Source organism: Bradyrhizobium sp. AUGA SZCCT0176, from assembly GCF_018130145.1.
Lineage (GTDB): Bacteria > Pseudomonadota > Alphaproteobacteria > Rhizobiales > Xanthobacteraceae > Bradyrhizobium.
On sequence record NZ_JAFCMB010000011.1, the window covers coordinates 182,854 to 202,174 of the forward strand.

Consider the following 19,321-nt stretch of genomic DNA (forward strand, 5'->3'; position numbering starts at 1 on the left):
CACGCCTGCGGTGAGAACGGCGCGGCGTGACGGCCGGCGATCTGAGGCAATGACAGGCTTTTTGTTCATGGAAATCGGCTCAAAGAGCTCTCGCGGCCAAGGCCAGGGGACGGAAGGCCATTATGACATACCTTCAATCCTCGTGTCCGTCCAAGCCCTGGCGCTGGAGGCGCTAAAAGCGTTTGCCAGGGCCCGCCCGATCGCCGCCTGCGCCTGCAAGGCATTGGCAACGACATTTCCCATCCGCAAAAACTCATGGATCATGCCCGGATAGATCTGGAGATCGACGGCAACGCCGGCGGCGCGAAGCCGTGCCGCATAATCCCGCCCCTCGTCCACCAGCGGATCATATTCGGCAAGCACAAAAAGCGCCGGCGCCAGCCCGGAGAGATCGTGCGCGGCCAGCGGCGCAAAGCGCCAATCGTCGCGGTCGGAATCGTCGCGGAGATATTGCCGGAAGAACCAATCGACGGTGTCCCGCTCGAGCAGAAAGCCCGAGCCATACCGGTTATAGGAATCCGAGGTCTGCCGTGCGCTCAGGCCTGGGTAGGCGAGAACCTGCAGAAGGGGCTGCGGCAAGCTTGGGTCGGTCTTGGCTGCGATCGCCAGTGCTGCGGCAAGCGTCCCACCGGCGCTATCGCCGCCAACAGCAACGCGGCCCGCGTCCAGCCCGGCCGCCTCCCCCTCGCGACCGATCCAGGCCAGCGCATCGACGGCATCCTCGAACGCCGTCGGAAATTTATGCTCCGGGGCAAGCCGATAACCAATCGACAGCACCGCCGCACCGCTATCGGCGGCGAGGCCGCGGCACAAGGGCTGATGCGAATCGAGACTTCCGACGACAAAGCCGCCGCCGTGCATATAAAGCAGAACGGGCGTGGGATCTTGCGCGTCCGGCTCCCGCGGGGCGTACAGCCGCGCGGCGATGGCCTCCCCATCGCGCGTCGGCAGAGAGAGCTGGCGTTCAAACGCCAGCGCCGGAGGGTCGACGTCGAGCAACGGCGAAGAAGCGTCGAAATCCGCGCGTGCATGTATGGCGGTCAGTTGCGGAAACGGAACGCGTGCACCACTCTCGGTCCCAAGCTGGACCATCTCGAGGAGCGCTGCGATATCGGGATCAAGGCTCATGCGATCGTTCACTCCGCGGGTTCCGGCACCTGGTCCTGCGACGTTGTCGATGTCGCCTCCGGAGCCAGCAGCGCGCATATCTCATCGAGAAAATCGGCATCCCGGAGGATCGTAAAATGGTTGTCGCCAACAATGCCGCGATCAACGGCATTCGGGAGCTGCGTCTCCAGCCGATCGCGCTGCGTCAGGCGACCTGACGTCCACCAGCACAACGGCGCGGCCGCGAGACGACGCGGCGGCGCGGCGTTCTGCGTCAGGGTTTTCAGGTGCCGCCCGACTGCAAAGGCGCTCGACAGATCGTCGATGCCGAGCAGAGTGTCGTCCGGCAATGGTCCCTGCACCTCTTCCAATATCTGCGCGGCCAGACGCCGGACGCTTGCGGACGTCTCTGGCGCGCCGTCGCGTTTCGCTGCTTCCACGTGCGGATGGATACGGCCGGATGCAGCGTTCGGAAGAACGGCCGACAGCAATCCCGCGAGATCATCGGCCCAGTGGGCTACGGCTTCCTGCCGGTTCGATCCGCCGTGCGTCCGCAGCACGAAGCTGTCGACCAAGGCGAGACGATCCACACGTTCACCGCTTCGTTCGAGCTCGGCTGCAACAAGGCTGACGAGAAGCCCTCCGAGCGACCAGCCGATCAGGCTGTACGGACCGCGGGGCTGCACCTGTCCGATCTCGCGCGCATAATCCGCAGCCATCGCCTCGAGCGACCTATCACTCCACGAACCGTCGACAAGCATCCGGGATTGCAACCCGATCACCTGCCGGCGCCCTTGGAGGCGCCGCGCCAGCGGTCCATAATCGAAGACGGTGCCGAAACCACCATGCACACAGAACACCGGATGCATTCCAGGAACCGCAACGTTCAGCGGCAGCAACGCCGACGGCGCCGCTGCAGCGGCGGGAGCCACGTCGCCGGTATCTGCCAGCAGCGCCCGGATCGTCGGCTTCTGCAGGAGATCGCGAAGCTTGATCTCGATGGCGAAGCTCTTGTCCTGACGGAGCCGGGCAACGACCTTGAGGCTGAGGATCGAGTTGCCGCCCAGTTCGAAGAAATTGTCGGTGACGCCGACTTGCGGCAGCTTGAGTATGTCGGCCCACAGGCGCGCCATCGCGGTTTCCGCAGCCCCCTGCGGAGCAACAAAGCTTCGCGCCGCGGTATCGGGCGCCGGCAGCGCGCGCCGGTCGATCTTTCCGCTCGACATCACCGGCAGGCGATCAAGCACCATGATCCGTGCCGGCACCATATAGACCGGCAATGTCCGCCTCAGGAAATCGGTCAATCTGTCGACCAGCGCCTCGGCAGGTGCTCCTGACGAGGCCTTTGCCGCCTTCGGCGCGACATAGGCAACGAGCTGGCTTCCGGCAACGCCCGGCAACGCCACCACCGCCGCTTGCTCGATCTCCTCGTGCCGAAGAAGCGAGGTCTGGATCTCGCCAAGTTCGATCCGGAAGCCGTTGATCTTGACCTGGTCGTCGCTGCGGCCGAGATATTCAATGGTGCCGTCTTCGCACCATCGCGCCAGGTCGCCGGTGCGATAGAGTCGTGCTCCCGGCGCCGCTGCGAACGGGTCCGGCACGAAACGTTCGGCCGTCATGCCCGCTTTTCCCTGATAGCCGCGCGCCAGCCCAAAGCCTCCGAGATAGAGCTCTCCTGCAACGCCGGCGGGAATGATATTTAGCGAGCTATCGAGAATATAGGCGCTGCGATCACCGACCGGCAGACCGATCGGCGCGTAGGGCGTATCGCATTCGGCGGCGCCATCGACCTTCCAGACCAGGGGCGTGACCACGGTTTCGGTCGGACCATAACCGTTGATCAGGATGCGCGGCTTCAGGACGCGCTTGACCTTGTCAAAGCCAGCCTTCGGCATCGCCTCGCCGCCGAAAGAATACAGTTTGACCGGCGGCGGGTTGCCCGCCTGCTCGACCCATTCCGCGACTTGCTGAAGATAGGCGGGCGGCAGGCCGATATGGCTGACGCCATGCGCATGCAAAGCTTCGACGGTTTGTTCCGGCGTCCACAGCTCCGCATCGCGCATCAGCAGCCGCGCGCCGTGCGACAGCACCGTCAACCAGCGCTCATGGGCGCCGTCGAAAGCCAGCGACAGGAAATGCAATTCGCACGAGCCATCGTCGATCTCGTAGAGGCTTCCCGTGACGTGACAGTGCATGGCGAGCGGCCCGTGGGCAACCGCCACGCCCTTTGGCGTCCCGGTCGAACCGGAGGTGTAGATCAGATAAGCGAGGTTTTCGAGGTGCAAATCCGGTTGCGGCGCATGGTGGGGGCCCGCATCGAAATCGAATGTGGAAAGAGAGATTCTTTCAACATTGTCCAGGTCCTCTTTGAGCTGTCCCGTCAGCAGGAACGAAATCCCGGCATCGCGCATGACAAACTTGCGTCGCTCGGACGGAAGCTCCGGATCGAGCGGAACGTACGCCCCGCCCGCCTTGAGGACGGCGAGCAGCGCGAGCATCGTGGCTTCGGTTCGCTCGACCACGACGCCGACCCGCTGCTCGGGCTTGAGCCCGCGGCCAATCAGGTGATGGGCAAGACGATTGGCTTTGGCGTCGAGCGCTCCGAACGAGAGCACGTTCCCGCCGATGGTAAGTGCCGTTCGTTCCGGGTGACGCTTGGCATGCACGCTGATCGCCTCATGCACCAGAGGCAATGCGACGGCAGGCACCGCGTGGCGATTGCAGTTATCGGCAACACCGGCATCGACCGTCGTGACCGGATCGATGCCGCCAAGCAGCACCGAAGCATCCCGCGTCAGCGCCGCCAGCAGATGCTCGAACTGCATCCTGATCTGCTCGGCCTGCGCTGGCGTAAAATGGCTCGGCATATAGGTGTATTCGACCTGAAGCGTTTCCTCGACGAGCACCGACAGATCCATCGGATAGTTCGTCACGTCGACATTCTTCAGGCCACCGAACTGCAGCGAGCCATCCCCCTTCTGCAGCATGCCGCGTTCAATCGGATAGTTTTCGAACACGATGATGCTGTCGAACATCGTCTGGCCGCCGCGGCCGGCCCAGCTCTGAATGTCGTAGAGCGGCGTGTGCTCATAATCCCGGATCGCCAGGTTGCGATCCTGAAGCGCCCGCAGCCATTCTCCGACTGTGCTTGCCAGCGACGGCGATTCGATCACGGGCAACGTGTTGATGAAGAGACCGAGCATCTGCTGCGATCCGTCGAGGCCTGCCGGGCGACCGGCGACGGTGACGCCGAAAGTCACGGCCTGCTGGCCCGTATAGCGCTGCAGCAACAGCGCCCACACGCCCTGGACAATGGTATTGAGCGTGATCCGCTCACGGCGAGCGAACGCCTTCAACTGCGCGGTCGCCGTCTCACCGAGCCGGGTGTAACAGCGCGCGTGACCGGAAGCCGGATGACGGCGAGACCCGAAGGCATCGGCGAGTTGCGTCGGCTCGTCAAAGGACTTGAGCTGTTCGCGCCAGAAGCGTTCGGCCGCTTGCGCGTCCTGCGCCACCAGCCAGCCGATATAGTCGCGGTAATGCGTCGGGTTCGCCGCTGGCGATCCGCCGTAATAGCGCTCCAGGACTTCGCCGACAAAGCGCGCCGAGCTCCAGCCATCCATCAGGATGTGATGATAGGTCCAGATCAGGCGATAGAAGCCGTCCTCGAGACGCAGCAATCGAACCCTTTGCAGGGGCGGCGCCGAGAGATCAAATTCGGCGGCACGCTCGCCGGCTAGAGCCGCCGCGATGCGTTCGTCGGTAACGATTTGCCCGCGCCAGTCTTCCTGTTCGAACGGCGCGGCTGCGTCGCGATAGACGGCTTGCAACGGTGACCCGGATAGCTCACGCCACAGGAAGCCGGTCCGGAGCATCGGATGACGCGCGGTCACCTCGCGCCATGCAGACCGGAAACGTTCGGGGTCGAGCCCACGGATTTCTACGCTGACCTGATTGACGTAAACGCCGCTGCCGGCATCACGCAGGCTGTGGAACAGCATGCCCTGCTGCATCGGCGACAACGGGTAGATGTCCTCGATGCGGCTCCAGTCGAGAGCGAGCTTTTCGAGCTGTTCGCTGCTCAGTCCCGAGAGCGAGCCCCGCACCGGCGCCGGCGCTTCCGTTGGCGGCCGAACCTGCCGGGATATCGCCGCAAGCGTTTCGATTGTTTGATGCTGAAAGCAGTCGCGCGGCTCGATCAGGACGCCTTCGCGGCGTGCGCGGCTGACCATTTGCAGCGAAATGATCGAGTCCCCGCCGAGCTCAAAGAAGTTATCGGTGACGCCGATGTTGGGTTGGCGCAGCAGGTCGGCCCAGATCGCGGCCAGCGCCGCTTCGGTTGGCGTGCGCGGCGCGACGTGCTCGGCGGCGCCGAGCTGATCCGGCACCGGCAGCGCCTTGCGATCGATCTTGCCGTTCGGCGTCAGCGGCAATCGATCCAGCACCACGATACGAGCAGGCACCATGTAATCCGGCAGCACCGATGACAGCGCCGTCTTGAGCGCCAAGCCGTCCAGCGACGCCTCGCCGCTGACATAGCCCACGAGTTGGCGGCCAGCGCCAACCTCGCGCGCCACCACCACGGCTGCGCGCACCGCGGCCTGCTCCATCAGCCGAGCCTCGATCTCGCCAAGCTCGATCCGGAAGCCGCGGATCTTCACCTGGTGATCCGAGCGGCCGATATATTCGATCACGCCGTCGGCCCGCCACCGCGCCACGTCGCCGGTGCGGTAAAGCCGTGCCCCGGGAGTGCCAAACGGATCGGGAATAAAACGTTCCGCCGTCAGCGCGCCGCGCTGCCAATAGCCTCGTGCGAGTCCTTCGCCGCCGATATAGAGTTCGCCCGCAACCCCGACCGGCGCAAGGTTGAGATCATTGTCCAGGATGTGCAGCGTGGTATTGCCGATCGGGCCGCCCAGCACTGGCCTATCGTCTTGCGCGTCGAGGCGATGACGGGCCGACCACACCGTGGTCTCGGTCGGGCCGTACAGATTCCAGACCTCGCCGGCCTGCGCCACCAGCCGACGCGAAAGATCCGGCGGCAGCGCCTCGCCGCCGCACAGCACGCGACAGCTTTGCGGAAGCTGTGGCCCGTCGTGATCGAGCAGCATCCGCCAGGTCGACGGCGTCGCCTGGATCATCGTCACACCTTGGGCCGCCACCATCGCCTTGAGCTGGCCCGGATCATGCGCCGCGGCACGATCCGCCAGCACCACGCGCGCCCCCAGCGTGAGTGGCAGCCACAGTTCCAGCACCGCAATGTCGAACGACAGCGAGGTCAGACCCAGCACGCGGTCCTGTGGCGTCATTCCCGGCTGTTCCGCCATCGTCGCCAGAAAGTTCGTCACCGCGTCGTGGCGGACCATCACGCCCTTGGGCAGGCCGGTCGAACCCGAGGTGTAGATCACATAGGCCAGGCTCTCGGGATGGATCGTGAGATCAAGATTGTCGGCATTACCACCCTCACCGCCAGCCGCCTCGTCGAGCAGCCAAGCCTCGGCGCCGGTCTCCTTGAGCACGGGAGCAAACTGCTCCAGCAGCGACGTCTGCGTCAGCACCAGCGCTGCGCCGCTGTCGCGCAGCATGTGGGAAAGCCGCTCCGGCGGATAATCCGGATCGAGCGGCAGATACGCCCCGCCCGCCTTCAGCACCGCCAGCAGCGCCACCATCATCGCGACGCCGCGCTCCAGCGCCAGACCGACCACCACGTCCGTCCCGACGCCGTAATCCCGCAGACCCCGCGCCAGCCTGTTGGCCCGCTTGTTCAGCTCGCCATAGCTCAGCGCTGCATCGCCAAACACCAGCGCGATCGCATCCGGGGACCGGCGAACCTGCTCTTCGAACTGCGCGACAATTCCCCGGCGTGGTTGGTCACGACGGGTACTGTTCCTGCGCAAAAGCAGCGCCTCGTCCACAGGATCGTTCGCCGCGATCATACCGACCGGTCGATCCGCATCAGCGCTCAACGCCTCCAGCAACCGCACGAAGGCGGCCTGCAGCCGCGCCACCTGCGCCTCGTCAAAATGCTGGCGCTGATAGTTGAGCACCAGCCGCAGCCGCTCATCGAGACCGACGCTCGCGAACAGCGGATAGTTGCTGGTCTCGGTGATCCTTGTCTCGCCGACACGGACGCGCTGGTTCTTCTCCTTGAGCGCACTGTCGACCGGATAATTCTCGAACACCAGGATGCTGTCGAACAGCGGCCGTCCGGGACGTCCCGCCAGGCGCTGGATTTCATAGAGCGGCGTCCAGCCGAATTCGCGCATGGTCAGATTGCGATCCTGCAGCTCGCGCAACCATGCGCCGATTTTCTGCTGCGGACTGGCGCTGTCGACGACCGGCAAAGTGTTGATGAACAGGCCCACCATGTCTTCGGCGCCTGCGAGCTCCGACGGCCGCCCCGACACGGTGACGCCGAAGCAGACCGTGCCCTGCCCGGTATGCTGACACAGCAATTGCGCCCAAGCGGCCTGCACCAATGTGTTGAGCGTCACGCGCTCCCGCGCTGCAAATTGCTGCAGCCGCGCGGTCAGCGCGACGTCCATTTCCAGCGCCAACGCACCGTGACCCGGCGTTGCTCCGCTCGAGCGTTCCGGCGAGCCATCCGAGAGCAGACCCGGCTCCCCCCGTTCCGCCATCGCCGTGCGCCAGAACGCGGCTGCGGCGTCGCGATCCCTGTTCTGCAGCCAGCCGATGTAATCCCGATAGCGGCGCTGCAAGGCTGGCAACCGGCCATCGGCGCTGTATTGCAACACCTCGGCGATCAGCCGCGCCGAACTCCATCCATCGAGCAGGATGTGATGATGGGTCCAGATCAGCCAGTGACGGTCTTCTCCCAAACGAACCAGCCGGACCCGCTGCAAGGGCGGCCGCGACAGGTCGAAGCCTTCGAGGCGTTCCTGCCGCGAGACGTCCGAAAGCGCAGCATCCAGTCCGGATTGCTCCAGCACCGCAAGGCGCGCGCGCCAATCCTCCTCGATGAACGGCACCTCGGCGTGGCGATAGACCACCTGTTGCGCCGAACCCGACAGGTCGCGCCAGACAAACCCGGTGCGCAGCACCGCATGGCGGTCGCTGACCGCCTGCCAGGCCAGACGAAGCTTGCCGGCATCAAGGCCGTGTATTTCGGCGGCAACCTGGTTGACATAAAGTCCGCTCTCGCCGTCGTGCATCGCATGGAACAGCATGCCCTGCTGCATCGGCGACAACGGATAGACATCCTCGATCTGGCGCCAGTCGAGTTCCAGCCGGTCGAGATCGGTTTGGCTGAGCCCGGACAACGCCACATCCGACGGCGTGATTCCGCAGGCACCGCTGGTGCAGTGATCGACCAACTCCCGCAGCGCCGCCTCATACAACGCGGCCAGCCGCTCGACCGTCTCGCGCCGATAGCGTTTGCGGCCGAAGCCGAACGACAGCCGCAACTGGCCCTCGCGCACCGTGCCGTTGACGCTGAGCCAGCGCCGCAGAGGGCTCGATGCGCTGCGCGAGGGGCCCGCACTTTCGGGCGCCATGGCGAACGCCTCTCCCGCGCCGCCGTCGATCTGGCCGAGATAATTGAACGTGATCTTCGGCTCGGCCGCTTTCGACAACGCGGCGCGCTGCTCTTCAGAGCCGAGATAGCGCAGCACGCCGTAGCCCAGCCCACGGCCGGGAATGGCGCGAAGCTCTTCCTTCACGGTCTTGATCAACAACGACGGATCCTGCGAGCCGCCGGCCAGACGCACGGGAAACGCGGTCGTAAACCAGCCGACCGTACGCGAGATTTCGATATCGCCGAACAGATCCTCGCGGCCGTGGCCTTCCAGTTCGACCAGGACATCGTCCTGTCCGCTCCATTGCCAAACGGCGCGCGCCAGGCCGGCGAGGAGAAGGTCGTTTATTTGCGTGCGGTAGGCGGAAGGCGCGTCCGTCAGCAGGCGGTGCGTCAGTTCTGCGTCGAATGACAGCGAGATTTCGTCGGCGTCGGCGATGGTGTCGATGCCGCCGTGATCGTCGTCGCACGGAAAATCAGCTCGTCCGTTGCGCTCGATCCAATAGGGTAATTCTGCCGGAAGTTCGGACGCCGCCGCATAAGCCTCCAGCCGGGCAGCCCACAGGGAATAGGCATGGCTCTTCGGCGGAAGCACAACCGTGTTGCCTTGCGTCAACTGGTCGTACGCCGCCGCGACGTCTTCCAGCAGCACCCGCCACGACACGCCATCCACAACCAGATGATGGATCACGATCAGCAAGCGCTGGCTGCCGTCGGCGACATCGATGCCAACCGCACGCAACAGCGGCCCATTGGCCAGCGACAGGCTTGCCTGCGCCGAGGATGCAAGCGCCGTGACGGCTTCACCATCAACCGCGCTTCGAACCCACAACAGCTCAGCCATATCAGGTGCGGCGCGGTGCTCCGCGCGCCACACGCCGTCCTTCGCTTCGAAGCGAAGCCGCAATGCGTCGTGATGAACGAGCACGGCCGCTATCGCGCGTCCCATGACCTGCCAATCAAGCCGGTCTTTCGGCCGCAACAGCACCGCCTGGTTCCAGTGATCGCGTTGTCCAACATCCTCCGCAAAGAACCGCGTCTGGATCGGCAGCAATGGATGTGAGCCGACAATCAACCCTTGCTCGGCGCGCGTCTCGCTCGGTTGCTCGGTACGTGCCGCAAACGCCAGAGCTTCCAGCGTCTGATGCTGGAACACATCGCGCGGTTCGATCAGGTAACCGGCGCGTCGGACACGGCTCACCATTTGCAGCGAGATGATCGAATCGCCGCCAAGTTCGAAGAAATTGTCGGATAGGCCCACGACAGGCCGGCCGAGCAGTTCGACCCAGATCGCCGCGAGCGCCATTTCCGCCGGGGTACGCGGCGCCAGGTGCTCCGAGCCGGTGTCGATCGCGTCCGGCGCCGGGAGCGCACGGCGGTCGACCTTGCCGTTCGGCGCCAGCGGCAGCCGTTCCAGCGTCACGATTCGCGACGGCACCATGTAGTCCGGCAGAACGGACGACAGCGCCGCGCGCAAGTCCGTCCCGTCAAGTTCGCCCGCCCCGCAAACGTAACCGAAGAGCTGACGTGCCAGACCCACCTCGCGCGCAACCACCACCGCGGAGCGTACGCCGGGCTGCTCCAGCAGCCGCGCTTCGATCTCTCCGAGTTCGATGCGGAAGCCGCGGATCTTGATCTGGTGATCGGATCGCCCGACATACTCGATGGCGCCGTCCGGGCGCCAGCGCGCCAGATCCCCCGTCCGGTACAGCCGCTCACCGGGACCGCCAAACGGATCCGGGATGAACCGTTCCGCCGTCAACCCCTGGCGCTTCCAATAGCCGCGCGCCAGCCCGACGCCGCCGATGAACAACTCGCCCGTCACCCCGGCCGGTACCAGGTTCAGCGAAGCGTCAAGGATGCGAATGGCCGTGCCCGGGATCGGTCGCCCGATCGGCACGCGCACCGCGCCGTCGTCGCGGCAATTCCAGAACGTCGCGTTGATCAGGGCCTCGGTCGGACCGTAGCGGTTGTCGAAGCGAACGTCGGGGAAGGCCGCGAGCACGCGCGCCTTCAACTCCGCAGACAAGGCTTCGCCGCCGGCAAACAGCCGCTTGAGCGTCACGCAGCGTTCCACCTCCGGCTCAGCAATGAAATGCTCGAGCATCGGCGGCACGAAATGCAGCGTCGTCACATCGTGGGCAACGACCGCGTCAATGAGAAGCCGCGGTTCGCGATGTGCGCCGGGCGTTGCGATCGCAAGGCGCGCACCGACCGCAAGCGGCCACAGAATTTCCCACACCGACACGTCGAAGCTGAACGGTGTTTTCTGCAGCAGGGTCTCGCTGGCATCAAGGCGGTATTCCGCCTGCATCCAGCCGAGCCGTGCGGCCAGCGCGCCATGCGAGCAGGCGACGCCCTTTGGCATGCCCGTCGATCCCGACGTGTACATCACATAGGCGAGACTCTCCGGATCAAGCGCGAGATTGAGATTGCACGCCGGCTCTGCTGCCCCGGCCTCATTCTCCACGTCGACTGCCCAGGCCTCCGCGGCCGATTCCGCCATCACAGGCGCGAGGCGTTCAAGCAGCCGGCTTTGAGTCAGCACCAACCCGGCGTCACTGTCGCGCAGCATATGCAGCAGCCGATCAGCCGGATAATCCGGGTCGAGCGGCAGATAGCCCGCGCCGGCCTTGAGGACGGCGAGCACACCAACGATCAATTCGACGCTGCGTTCCAGCGCGACACCCACCAGCTGGTCGCGGCCAATACCGCGGTCCCGCAACTGTCGCGCCAGACGATTGGCGCGAGCGTTCAACTCGCCATAGCTGACCCGTTGATCGCCGAAGACCAACGCAATTGAGGACGGTGAAGCAGCGGCGCGCGCCTCGATCTGGGCAACGATTCCGCCACCAAACTCCCGAATCTTGTTCGGCTCGATTGCGCCGCCACTCCAGGCGAGCATTTGCCTGACCTCATCGACATCGAGCCCGGTGAGTTCGCCAAGCGGAGCGGCGGCATCCGTCACGATCTGCGCGAGCAGGCGCGACAAGCAGGCTTGCAGATATCTTATCTGGTCCTGGTCGAACCGACCGCGGTCATAGCGGAAACCGAGATTGATGCCGTCGGTCTTGGCGAATACCGCTACCGTAAGCGCATAATTGGTGATCGAGACCTGCTCGACCCGTCCGAAACGCGAACCGCTTTCATTCTCGCCGCGCAGGGCCTCATCGATCGCATAGTTCTCGAACACCAGGATGCTGTCGAACAGCGGCCGGCCGGATCGTCCGGCCAGGCGCTGGATCTCGTAGAGCGGCATCCAGCCATGGTCGCGCAGATCAATGTTGCGCTCCTGCAAGCCGCGAAGCCAAGAGCCGATTTCGGCTTGCGGATCTGCCTGATCGACCACCGGCAGCGTGTTAATGAAGAGGCCGACCATTTCCTCGGACCCAGCGATCTCCGCTGGCCTGCCCGACACCGTCGCTCCGAAACACACAACGCGCTGCCCGGTATGACGCCGCAACAGTTGCGCCCACGCACCCTGCAGGAGCGTGTTCAACGTCACGCGCTCGCGCCTGGCAAAGACCTGCAATCTTGCGGTCAGATCGGCGGTGAGAAGCAGATCCAGCGAACCGTGACCGGCTGCGCCTGTGCTCGAAGCTCCTCCCAGCACATCCGCCACGAAGCTCGGCTCGTCCAACTCGGCCAAGGCGGTACGCCAGAACGCCGCCGACGCGTCGCGATCCTGCCTTTGCAGCCAGCCGATATAGTCACGGTAACGGCCGTGCACGGCGGGCAATCGGCCGCCGCGTTCGTGCTGCAGTATCTCGGCCACCAGTCGCGCCGAGCTCCAGCCGTCGAGCAGGATGTGGTGATGCGTCCAGATCAGCCAGTGGCGGCCTTCCTCGAGTCTGATTAGCCGCACCCGCTGCAAGGGCGCATGCGACAGATCGAAACCTTCGGCCCGCTCGGCCTGCGACGCCAACGCCAGCGCGGCCTCGAGTTCGCTGCGGTCCATGCTGGCCGCCCGCTCGCGCCAGTCTTCTTCGAGGAACGGCAGTGTCACATGACGATACACCACCTGCTGGGCTGCGCCCGACAGTTCGCGCCAGGCGAAGCCGGTGCGCAGCACCGCGTGCCGGGCGCTTACTTCCTGCCAGGCCGCTCGCAGCCTGCCGGGATCGATGCCGCGGATTTCCAGGCCGACCTGATTGACATAGTTTCCGCTTTCGCCATCGCGCAACGCATGGAACAGCATGCCCTGCTGCATCGGCGACAGCGGATAGATGTCCTCGATCTCACGACAATCGATCGTCGCAGTCAGAACGTCGAGGTCAGCCTGGCTCAAACGGGAGAGTTCGACGTCCGACGGCGTAATCCCATGCGCGCCGCCGGTGCAATGGTCCACCAGCTCCCGCAAGGCTGCCGCATAGTACTCTGCGAGGCGTTCCACTGTTGCGCGCCGGTAGCGCTTGCGACCGAAACTGAACGACAGCCGTAGCAGTCCGTCGCGCACCTGGCCGTTGATGCTGAGCCAGCGGCCAAGCGGCGCGCTGGCACTGCGCGCAGCGCCGGCGCTCTCGGGCGCAACCTTGAACGAGGCCCCCTCACCCAGGCTCGCATCGAACTGGCCGAGATAATTGAAAACGATACGCGGCTCGGGGATTGCGGAAAGCGCATGGCGCTGCTCTTCGGTGCCGAGATAGCGCAGAATGCCATAGCCCAGCCCGCGCGCCGGGATCTCCCGCAGTTCTTCCTTGACCGCCTTGATCAGCGCAGCGTCGTCGCCCGAACCTCTAGGCAGGCGGACAGGGAACGCGGTGGTGAACCAGCCCACCGTGCGTGAAATTTCCGTACCCGGGAAGATGTCTTCCCGGCCATGGCCTTCGAGTTCGACAAGGATATCGTCAATCCCGCTCCAGCACGATACCGCGCGCGCCAACGCCGCCAGCAGCAGATCGTTGACCTGGGTGCGGTAGGCGGACGGCGATTCCTTGAGTAGCCGCGTCGTCAGGCCCGCGTCGAATGTCAGCGAGATTTCCTCGCCCTCGGCAACCCGATCGACGTCGCCATGATCGTTATCGCAGGGCAGATCGGCGTTGGGCTTGCGTTCGATCCAATACGGCAGCTCGGCCGCCAGTTCGACGCTGCCTGCATGCGCTTTCAAGCGCGCGGCCCAGGACGAATAGGATTGGCTCTTTGGCGTCAACGCAACGGAGGCCGCGCCCTGCGCCATCTGGCCGTAAACCGATGCGACGTCTTCCAGCAGCACCCGCCATGACACGCCGTCGATGACGAGATGATGCACCGATATCAGGAGCCGCTGGCTGCCGTCGGCAAGGTCCATTCCGACCACGCGCAACAGCGGTCCTCGCAATGACAAGCTCGCCTGGGCCGCTGACGCCAGCGCCGTCACCTCGGCCGCATCGCGTATGCCGCTTCGAATCCAGAATAGTTCCGATACCGAGGGCGCAGCGCCATAGGACGCCCGCCAGACACCATCAATCTCTTCGAAGCGAAGGCGCAGCGCATCGTGATGCGCCACGACAGCGGCGACCGTGCGTTCCACGATCGCCCAATCCAGCCGCGACTGCGGCATCAGCAGCACAGCCTGGTTCCAGTGATGGCGTTCGCCGGCGTCCTCGCCGAAGAACCGCATTTGAATCGGCAACAGCGGATGCTCGCTGCCCACGAGAACCTTCTCGGGCTCGGCGTCCGGCACCGCCTGTTCCGTGCGCGCCGCCAGCGCCAGTTCCTGCAATGTCTGGTGCCGGAAAACATCACGTGGCTCGATCAGCAGGCCGGCCTGACGGGCGCGACCCACCATCTGCAGCGAGATGATTGAATCGCCGCCAAGTTCGAAGAAATTGTCGTCGACGCCAATCAGAGGCTGGCCAAGAAGCTCCGCCCAGATCGCGGCAAGCGTCGTCTCCGTCGCGGTGCGCGGCGCGACGTGTGCAGCGGCGGCGTGCATGTCGGGGGCCGGCAACGCCTCACGGTCCACCTTGCCATGAGCGGTGAGCGGCAGGCTTTCAAGTCTGATGATGCGGGCCGGCACCATGTAGTCCGGCAGCCCGTCCGCGAGCGCGGCGCGCATTGCCGTCTCGTCGGACGCCCCTTCACCACAGACATACCCCACCAGCTGATGGGTTGCCCCGGCGTCGCGGGCGATGACGACCGCCGATTGCACGCCGGGCTGACGCATCAGCCACGCCTCGATTTCGCCGAGCTCAATCCGGAAACCGCGAATCTTGACCTGATGATCGGAGCGGCCGAGATATTCGATCACGCCATCCGAACGCCATCGGGCCAGATCGCCGGTGCGGTATAGCCGCATGCCCGGCGTGCCAAAGGGATCGGGGATAAATCGCTCCGCCGTCAGCGCGCCGCGCCGCCAGTAGCCCCGCGCCACCCCTTCGCCGCCGATGAACAGTTCGCCGGTTACGCCGACCGGCACGATGTTCAGATCAGCATCGAGGACATAGGCAGACCGCCGGCCGACCGGGCGACCGATAGGCGCATAATTGCCCTCAATCTCTTCGCTGGCATCGACCTTCCAGACCAGCGGCGTTACGACGGTTTCGGTCGGGCCGTAACCATTGATCAACGTCCTTGGCTTGAGCGCGCGCTTGACCTTGTCGAAGCCGGCCTTCGGCATCGCCTCGCCGCCGAAAGAATAGAGCGAGACCGGCGGTGGATCGCCGCGCCACTCAGCAAAGTCGGCGAGCTGCTGCAGGTAAGCTGGTGGAAAGCCGGCGTTGGTGACGCGCTGCTTGCGCATGACGTCCAGCGTCTGTTCGGCTGACCATAGATTCTCGTCCCGCATCACCAGCGCGGCGCCGCAGGTCAGCGCGGTCCAGAGCCGTTCATGCGCTCCGTCGAACGTAAAGGACAGGAAGTGCAGTTCGCGGGAATGCCGGTCCATGTCGTAGAGGCCGGCAGTCACCTCGCAATGCATCGCGAACGGTCCATGCTCGACCGCGACACCTTTCGGTAGTCCGGTCGAACCCGACGTGTAGATCACATAGGCGAGGCTTTGCGCTGCGACGGCGATCGCGGGATCGCGCTCCAGCTCCTGGCCAAGATCAGCCGCATCGAGCGGAACAACTTCGACTCCGGATTTTTTCGGGATCAGCGCTTCGCCGGCTGCATCCGTCAGCACAAAACGCACGCCGGCATCGCGCATGGTGGCGAGCTGCCGCTTGACCGGGTGGTCGGGATCAAGCGGCAGATAGGCCGCGCCCGTCTTCAGTACGGCCAGCAGCGCCACGACGAGAGATGGCGAACGTTGCGCCGACAGGCCGACCAGGTCGGAACTGGTGACACCAAGACGGATCAGTCGATGCGCAAGGCGGTTGGCGCGACGGTTGAGTTCGTCATACGAGATAACGTCGTCGCCGAAGACTAGCGCCGGCGCGTCTGGTGTTTGCGCGGCAAAGCGGGCTACCGTCTGGTGCACGGGCGTGAACGGCGTCGCCGAACCGGCGTCTGCTCCGTTCCAGCTCCTGATTTGAGTCAGTTCCTGCTCGCAAAGCAGCGCGATTCCGGCGATAGACTGCGACGAATCCTGAGCCATCGTTTTGAGGAGCGTGATCCAATGCGCCGCAAGGCGTTCGATCGTCGCCGCGTCAAACAGTGCCGTTGCGTAGGTGAATATCGCGCGTATCTCTCCTGACGGTCCCTCTTCGCTGTCGAGCGCCAGGTCGAACTTGACGGTGTCGACATTGGGGTCGATTTTTTCGATCTGCAGGCCGGTCAGGCCGAGCGAATTGTCCGATGTCCGGCGGCGCTGGTGGTTGTAGAGAACCTGGAAGAGAGGATTCTGGCTCAGGCTGCGCTTGGGCTGCAGTACCTCCAATAGCCGCTCGAACGGAAGATCCTGGTTCTCCTGGGCTTCGATCGTGGCTGCATGGACGGTTGCGATGAAGTCCGCGATTGCCGCGCGCCCGTCAAGCTGCGTGCGCAGCACCTGAGTGTTGACGAACAGTCCGATCATCCCCCGGGTCTCGTCCCGGTGACGATTGGCAACCGGCACACCGACGCCGATGTCGGATTGGCCGGTGTAGCGATAGAGCAGCAGCTTGAAGCTCGCCAGCAGGATAGCGAACAGCGTCGTCTTGTGCGTGCGCGCCAAAGCACGCAGGGCATCGGCGAGCCCCGGATCAAGCTCCATGCGAACCGCGGCGCCGGCAAGGTCGGGCTCCGCCGGCCGCGCCCGATCGATGGGGAGCTGCAGCACCGCAGGATCGCTAAGGCGCGTCGTCCAGTAATCGATCTGCCGCTCGCCGTCGACCACGCTCATCCAGAGCCGCTGCCAATCGGCATAGTCGATGTATTCAACATCAAGTTCGGGCAGCGCCGGCGCCTCGCCTCGCGCAACGGCCGCATACAGCTGCCAGAACTCCTCGACCAGCACCGCCATCGACCAACCATCGGCGACGATATGGTGCAGGCTGACGACGACAAACCTGTCGTCTTCTTCCAGCGTCAGCACTGCGACCCGCATGAGCAGGCCGGCCTCGAGATCGAAGGGGCGCGCGGCTTCCTCGCGCGCCAGCAGGTGAGCCTGCTGTTCGCGGTCGCGGCCGTCCACCTTGACGTGCCTGATCTCGACCGGTTGCGGATCGAGCACGATCTGCTCGGCATCCCTGCCCTCTTGCCGAAACACCGTGCGAAGTGCGCTGTGCCTGACAACCAGCCTGTCGAACGCCTGCTGCATCGCATGCACATCGAGTTTACCGCGCACCCGCACGGTCGCCGAGATGTTGTAGGCGGCGCTGCCCGGATCCATTCGCCACAGGAACCAGAGGCGCGACTGCGCAAAGGAAAGCGGCGCGCGTGTCCGTTCCTGGCGCGCAATCGGCAGCATGGCCAGGTTAACGCCTTTGGCCGCCAGCTGCGTCAGGAACGCATGCTGCTTGCTCGCATCAAGGCGCATCAATCGCCGTGAGATGTCGCGAAGCTGCTGCTTCTGCGTGGTGGTGGTGTCACTCATCGGAAAATTCGACTTCCTTCAACATGTCGAGCATCGCGGCGATGTCATCGCCGCGCTTGTCGACCTGAATCTCCGGGGCGAGGCTGGCAGCCATGGTTTCGACGGTCGTCATTTCAAACAGGCGGTTCAGCGGCAGGTCATGGCCGAGATCACGCTTGATACGGCTGATGAGCTGGACGGCGGCGAGAGAATCCCCGCCGAGCTCAAAGAAGTTATCGGTGACGCCGATGTTGGGTTGGCGCAGCAGGTCGGCCCAGATCGCGGCCAGCGCCGCTTCGGTTGGCGTGCGCGGCGCGACGTGCTCGGCGGCGCCGAGCTGATCCGGCACCGGCAGCGCCTTGCGATCGATCTTGCCGTTCGGCGTCAGCGGCAATCGATCCAGCACCACGATACGAGCAGGCACCATGTAATCCGGCAGCACCGATGACAGCGCCGTCTTGAGCGCCAAGCCGTCCAGCGACGCCTCGCCGCTGACATAGCCCACGAGTTGGCGGCCAGCGCCAACCTCGCGCGCCACCACCACGGCTGCGCGCACCGCGGCCTGCTCCATCAGCCGAGCCTCGATCTCGCCAAGCTCGATCCGGAAGCCGCGGATCTTCACCTGGTGATCCGAGCGGCCGATATATTCGATCACGCCGTCGGCCCGCCACCGCGCCACGTCGCCGGTGCGGTAAAGCCGTGCCCCGGGAGTGCCAAACGGATCGGGAATAAAACGTTCCGCCGTCAGCGCGCCGCGCTGCCAATAGCCTCGTGCGAGTCCTTCGCCGCCGATATAGAGTTCGCCCGCAACCCCGACCGGCGCAAGGTTGAGATCATTGTCCAGGATGTGCAGCGTGGTATTGCCGATCGGGCCGCCCAGCACTGGCCTATCGTCTTGCGCGTCGAGGCGATGACGGGCCGACCACACCGTGGTCTCGGTCGGGCCGTACAGATTCCAGACCTCGCCGGCCTGCGCCACCAGCCGACGCGAAAGATCCGGCGGCAGCGCCTCGCCGCCGCACAGCACGCGACAGCTTTGCGGAAGCTGTGGCCCGTCGTGATCGAGCAGCATCCGCCAGGTCGACGGCGTCGCCTGGATCATCGTCACACCTTGGGCCGCCACCATCGCCTTGAGCTGGCCCGGATCATGCGCCGCGGCACGATCCGCCAGCACCACGCGCGCCCCCAGCGTGAGTGGCAGCCACAGTTCCAGCACCGCAATGTCGAACGACAGCGAGGTCAGACCCAGCACGCGGTCCTGTGGCGTCATTCCCGGCTGTTCCGCCATCGTCGCCAGAAAGTTCGTCACCGCGTCGTGGCGGACCATCACGCCCTTGGGCAGGCCGGTCGAACCCGAGGTGTAGATCACATAGGCCAGGCTCTCGGGATGGATCGTGAGATCAAGATTGTCGGCATTACCACCCTCACCGCCAGCCGCCTCGTCGAGCAGCCAAGCCTCGGCGCCGGTCTCCTTGAGCACGGGAGCAAACTGCTCCAGCAGCGACGTCTGCGTCAGCACCAGCGCTGCGCCGCTGTCGCGCAGCATGTGGGAAAGCCGCTCCGGCGGATAATCCGGATCGAGCGGCAGATACGCCCCGCCCGCCTTCAGCACCGCCAGCAGCGCCACCATCATCGCGACGCCGCGCTCCAGCGCCAGACCGACCACCACGTCCGTCCCGACGCCGTAATCCCGCAGACCCCGCGCCAGCCTGTTGGCCCGCTTGTTCAGCTCGCCATAGCTCAGCGCTGCATCGCCAAACACCAGC

At 64.9% G+C, this 19,321-nt stretch carries 3 protein-coding genes; all 3 read right to left on the bottom strand.

The annotated features are described in order from the left end of the window. Nucleotides 1–120 precede the first annotated feature (120 nt). Nucleotides 121–1,140 carry an alpha/beta hydrolase gene (locus JQ600_RS24565; RefSeq protein ID WP_312010882.1) on the bottom strand — a complete coding sequence of 340 codons (1,020 nt, stop codon included), beginning with the start codon at nucleotides 1,138–1,140 and terminating at the stop codon, nucleotides 121–123. Further along, the gene (locus JQ600_RS24570; RefSeq protein WP_212490126.1) at nucleotides 1,137–17,576 is read right to left on the bottom strand and encodes a non-ribosomal peptide synthase/polyketide synthase; all 16,440 of its coding nucleotides are present in this window, start codon (nucleotides 17,574–17,576) and stop codon (nucleotides 1,137–1,139) included. Before JQ600_RS24570 ends, JQ600_RS24565 begins: the two co-directional genes overlap by 4 nt. Beyond that, the coding region (locus JQ600_RS24575) for an amino acid adenylation domain-containing protein (RefSeq protein WP_212490127.1) at nucleotides 17,569–19,321 on the bottom strand (1,753 nt) is incomplete at its 5' end. The genes JQ600_RS24575 and JQ600_RS24570, both read right to left, overlap by 8 nt.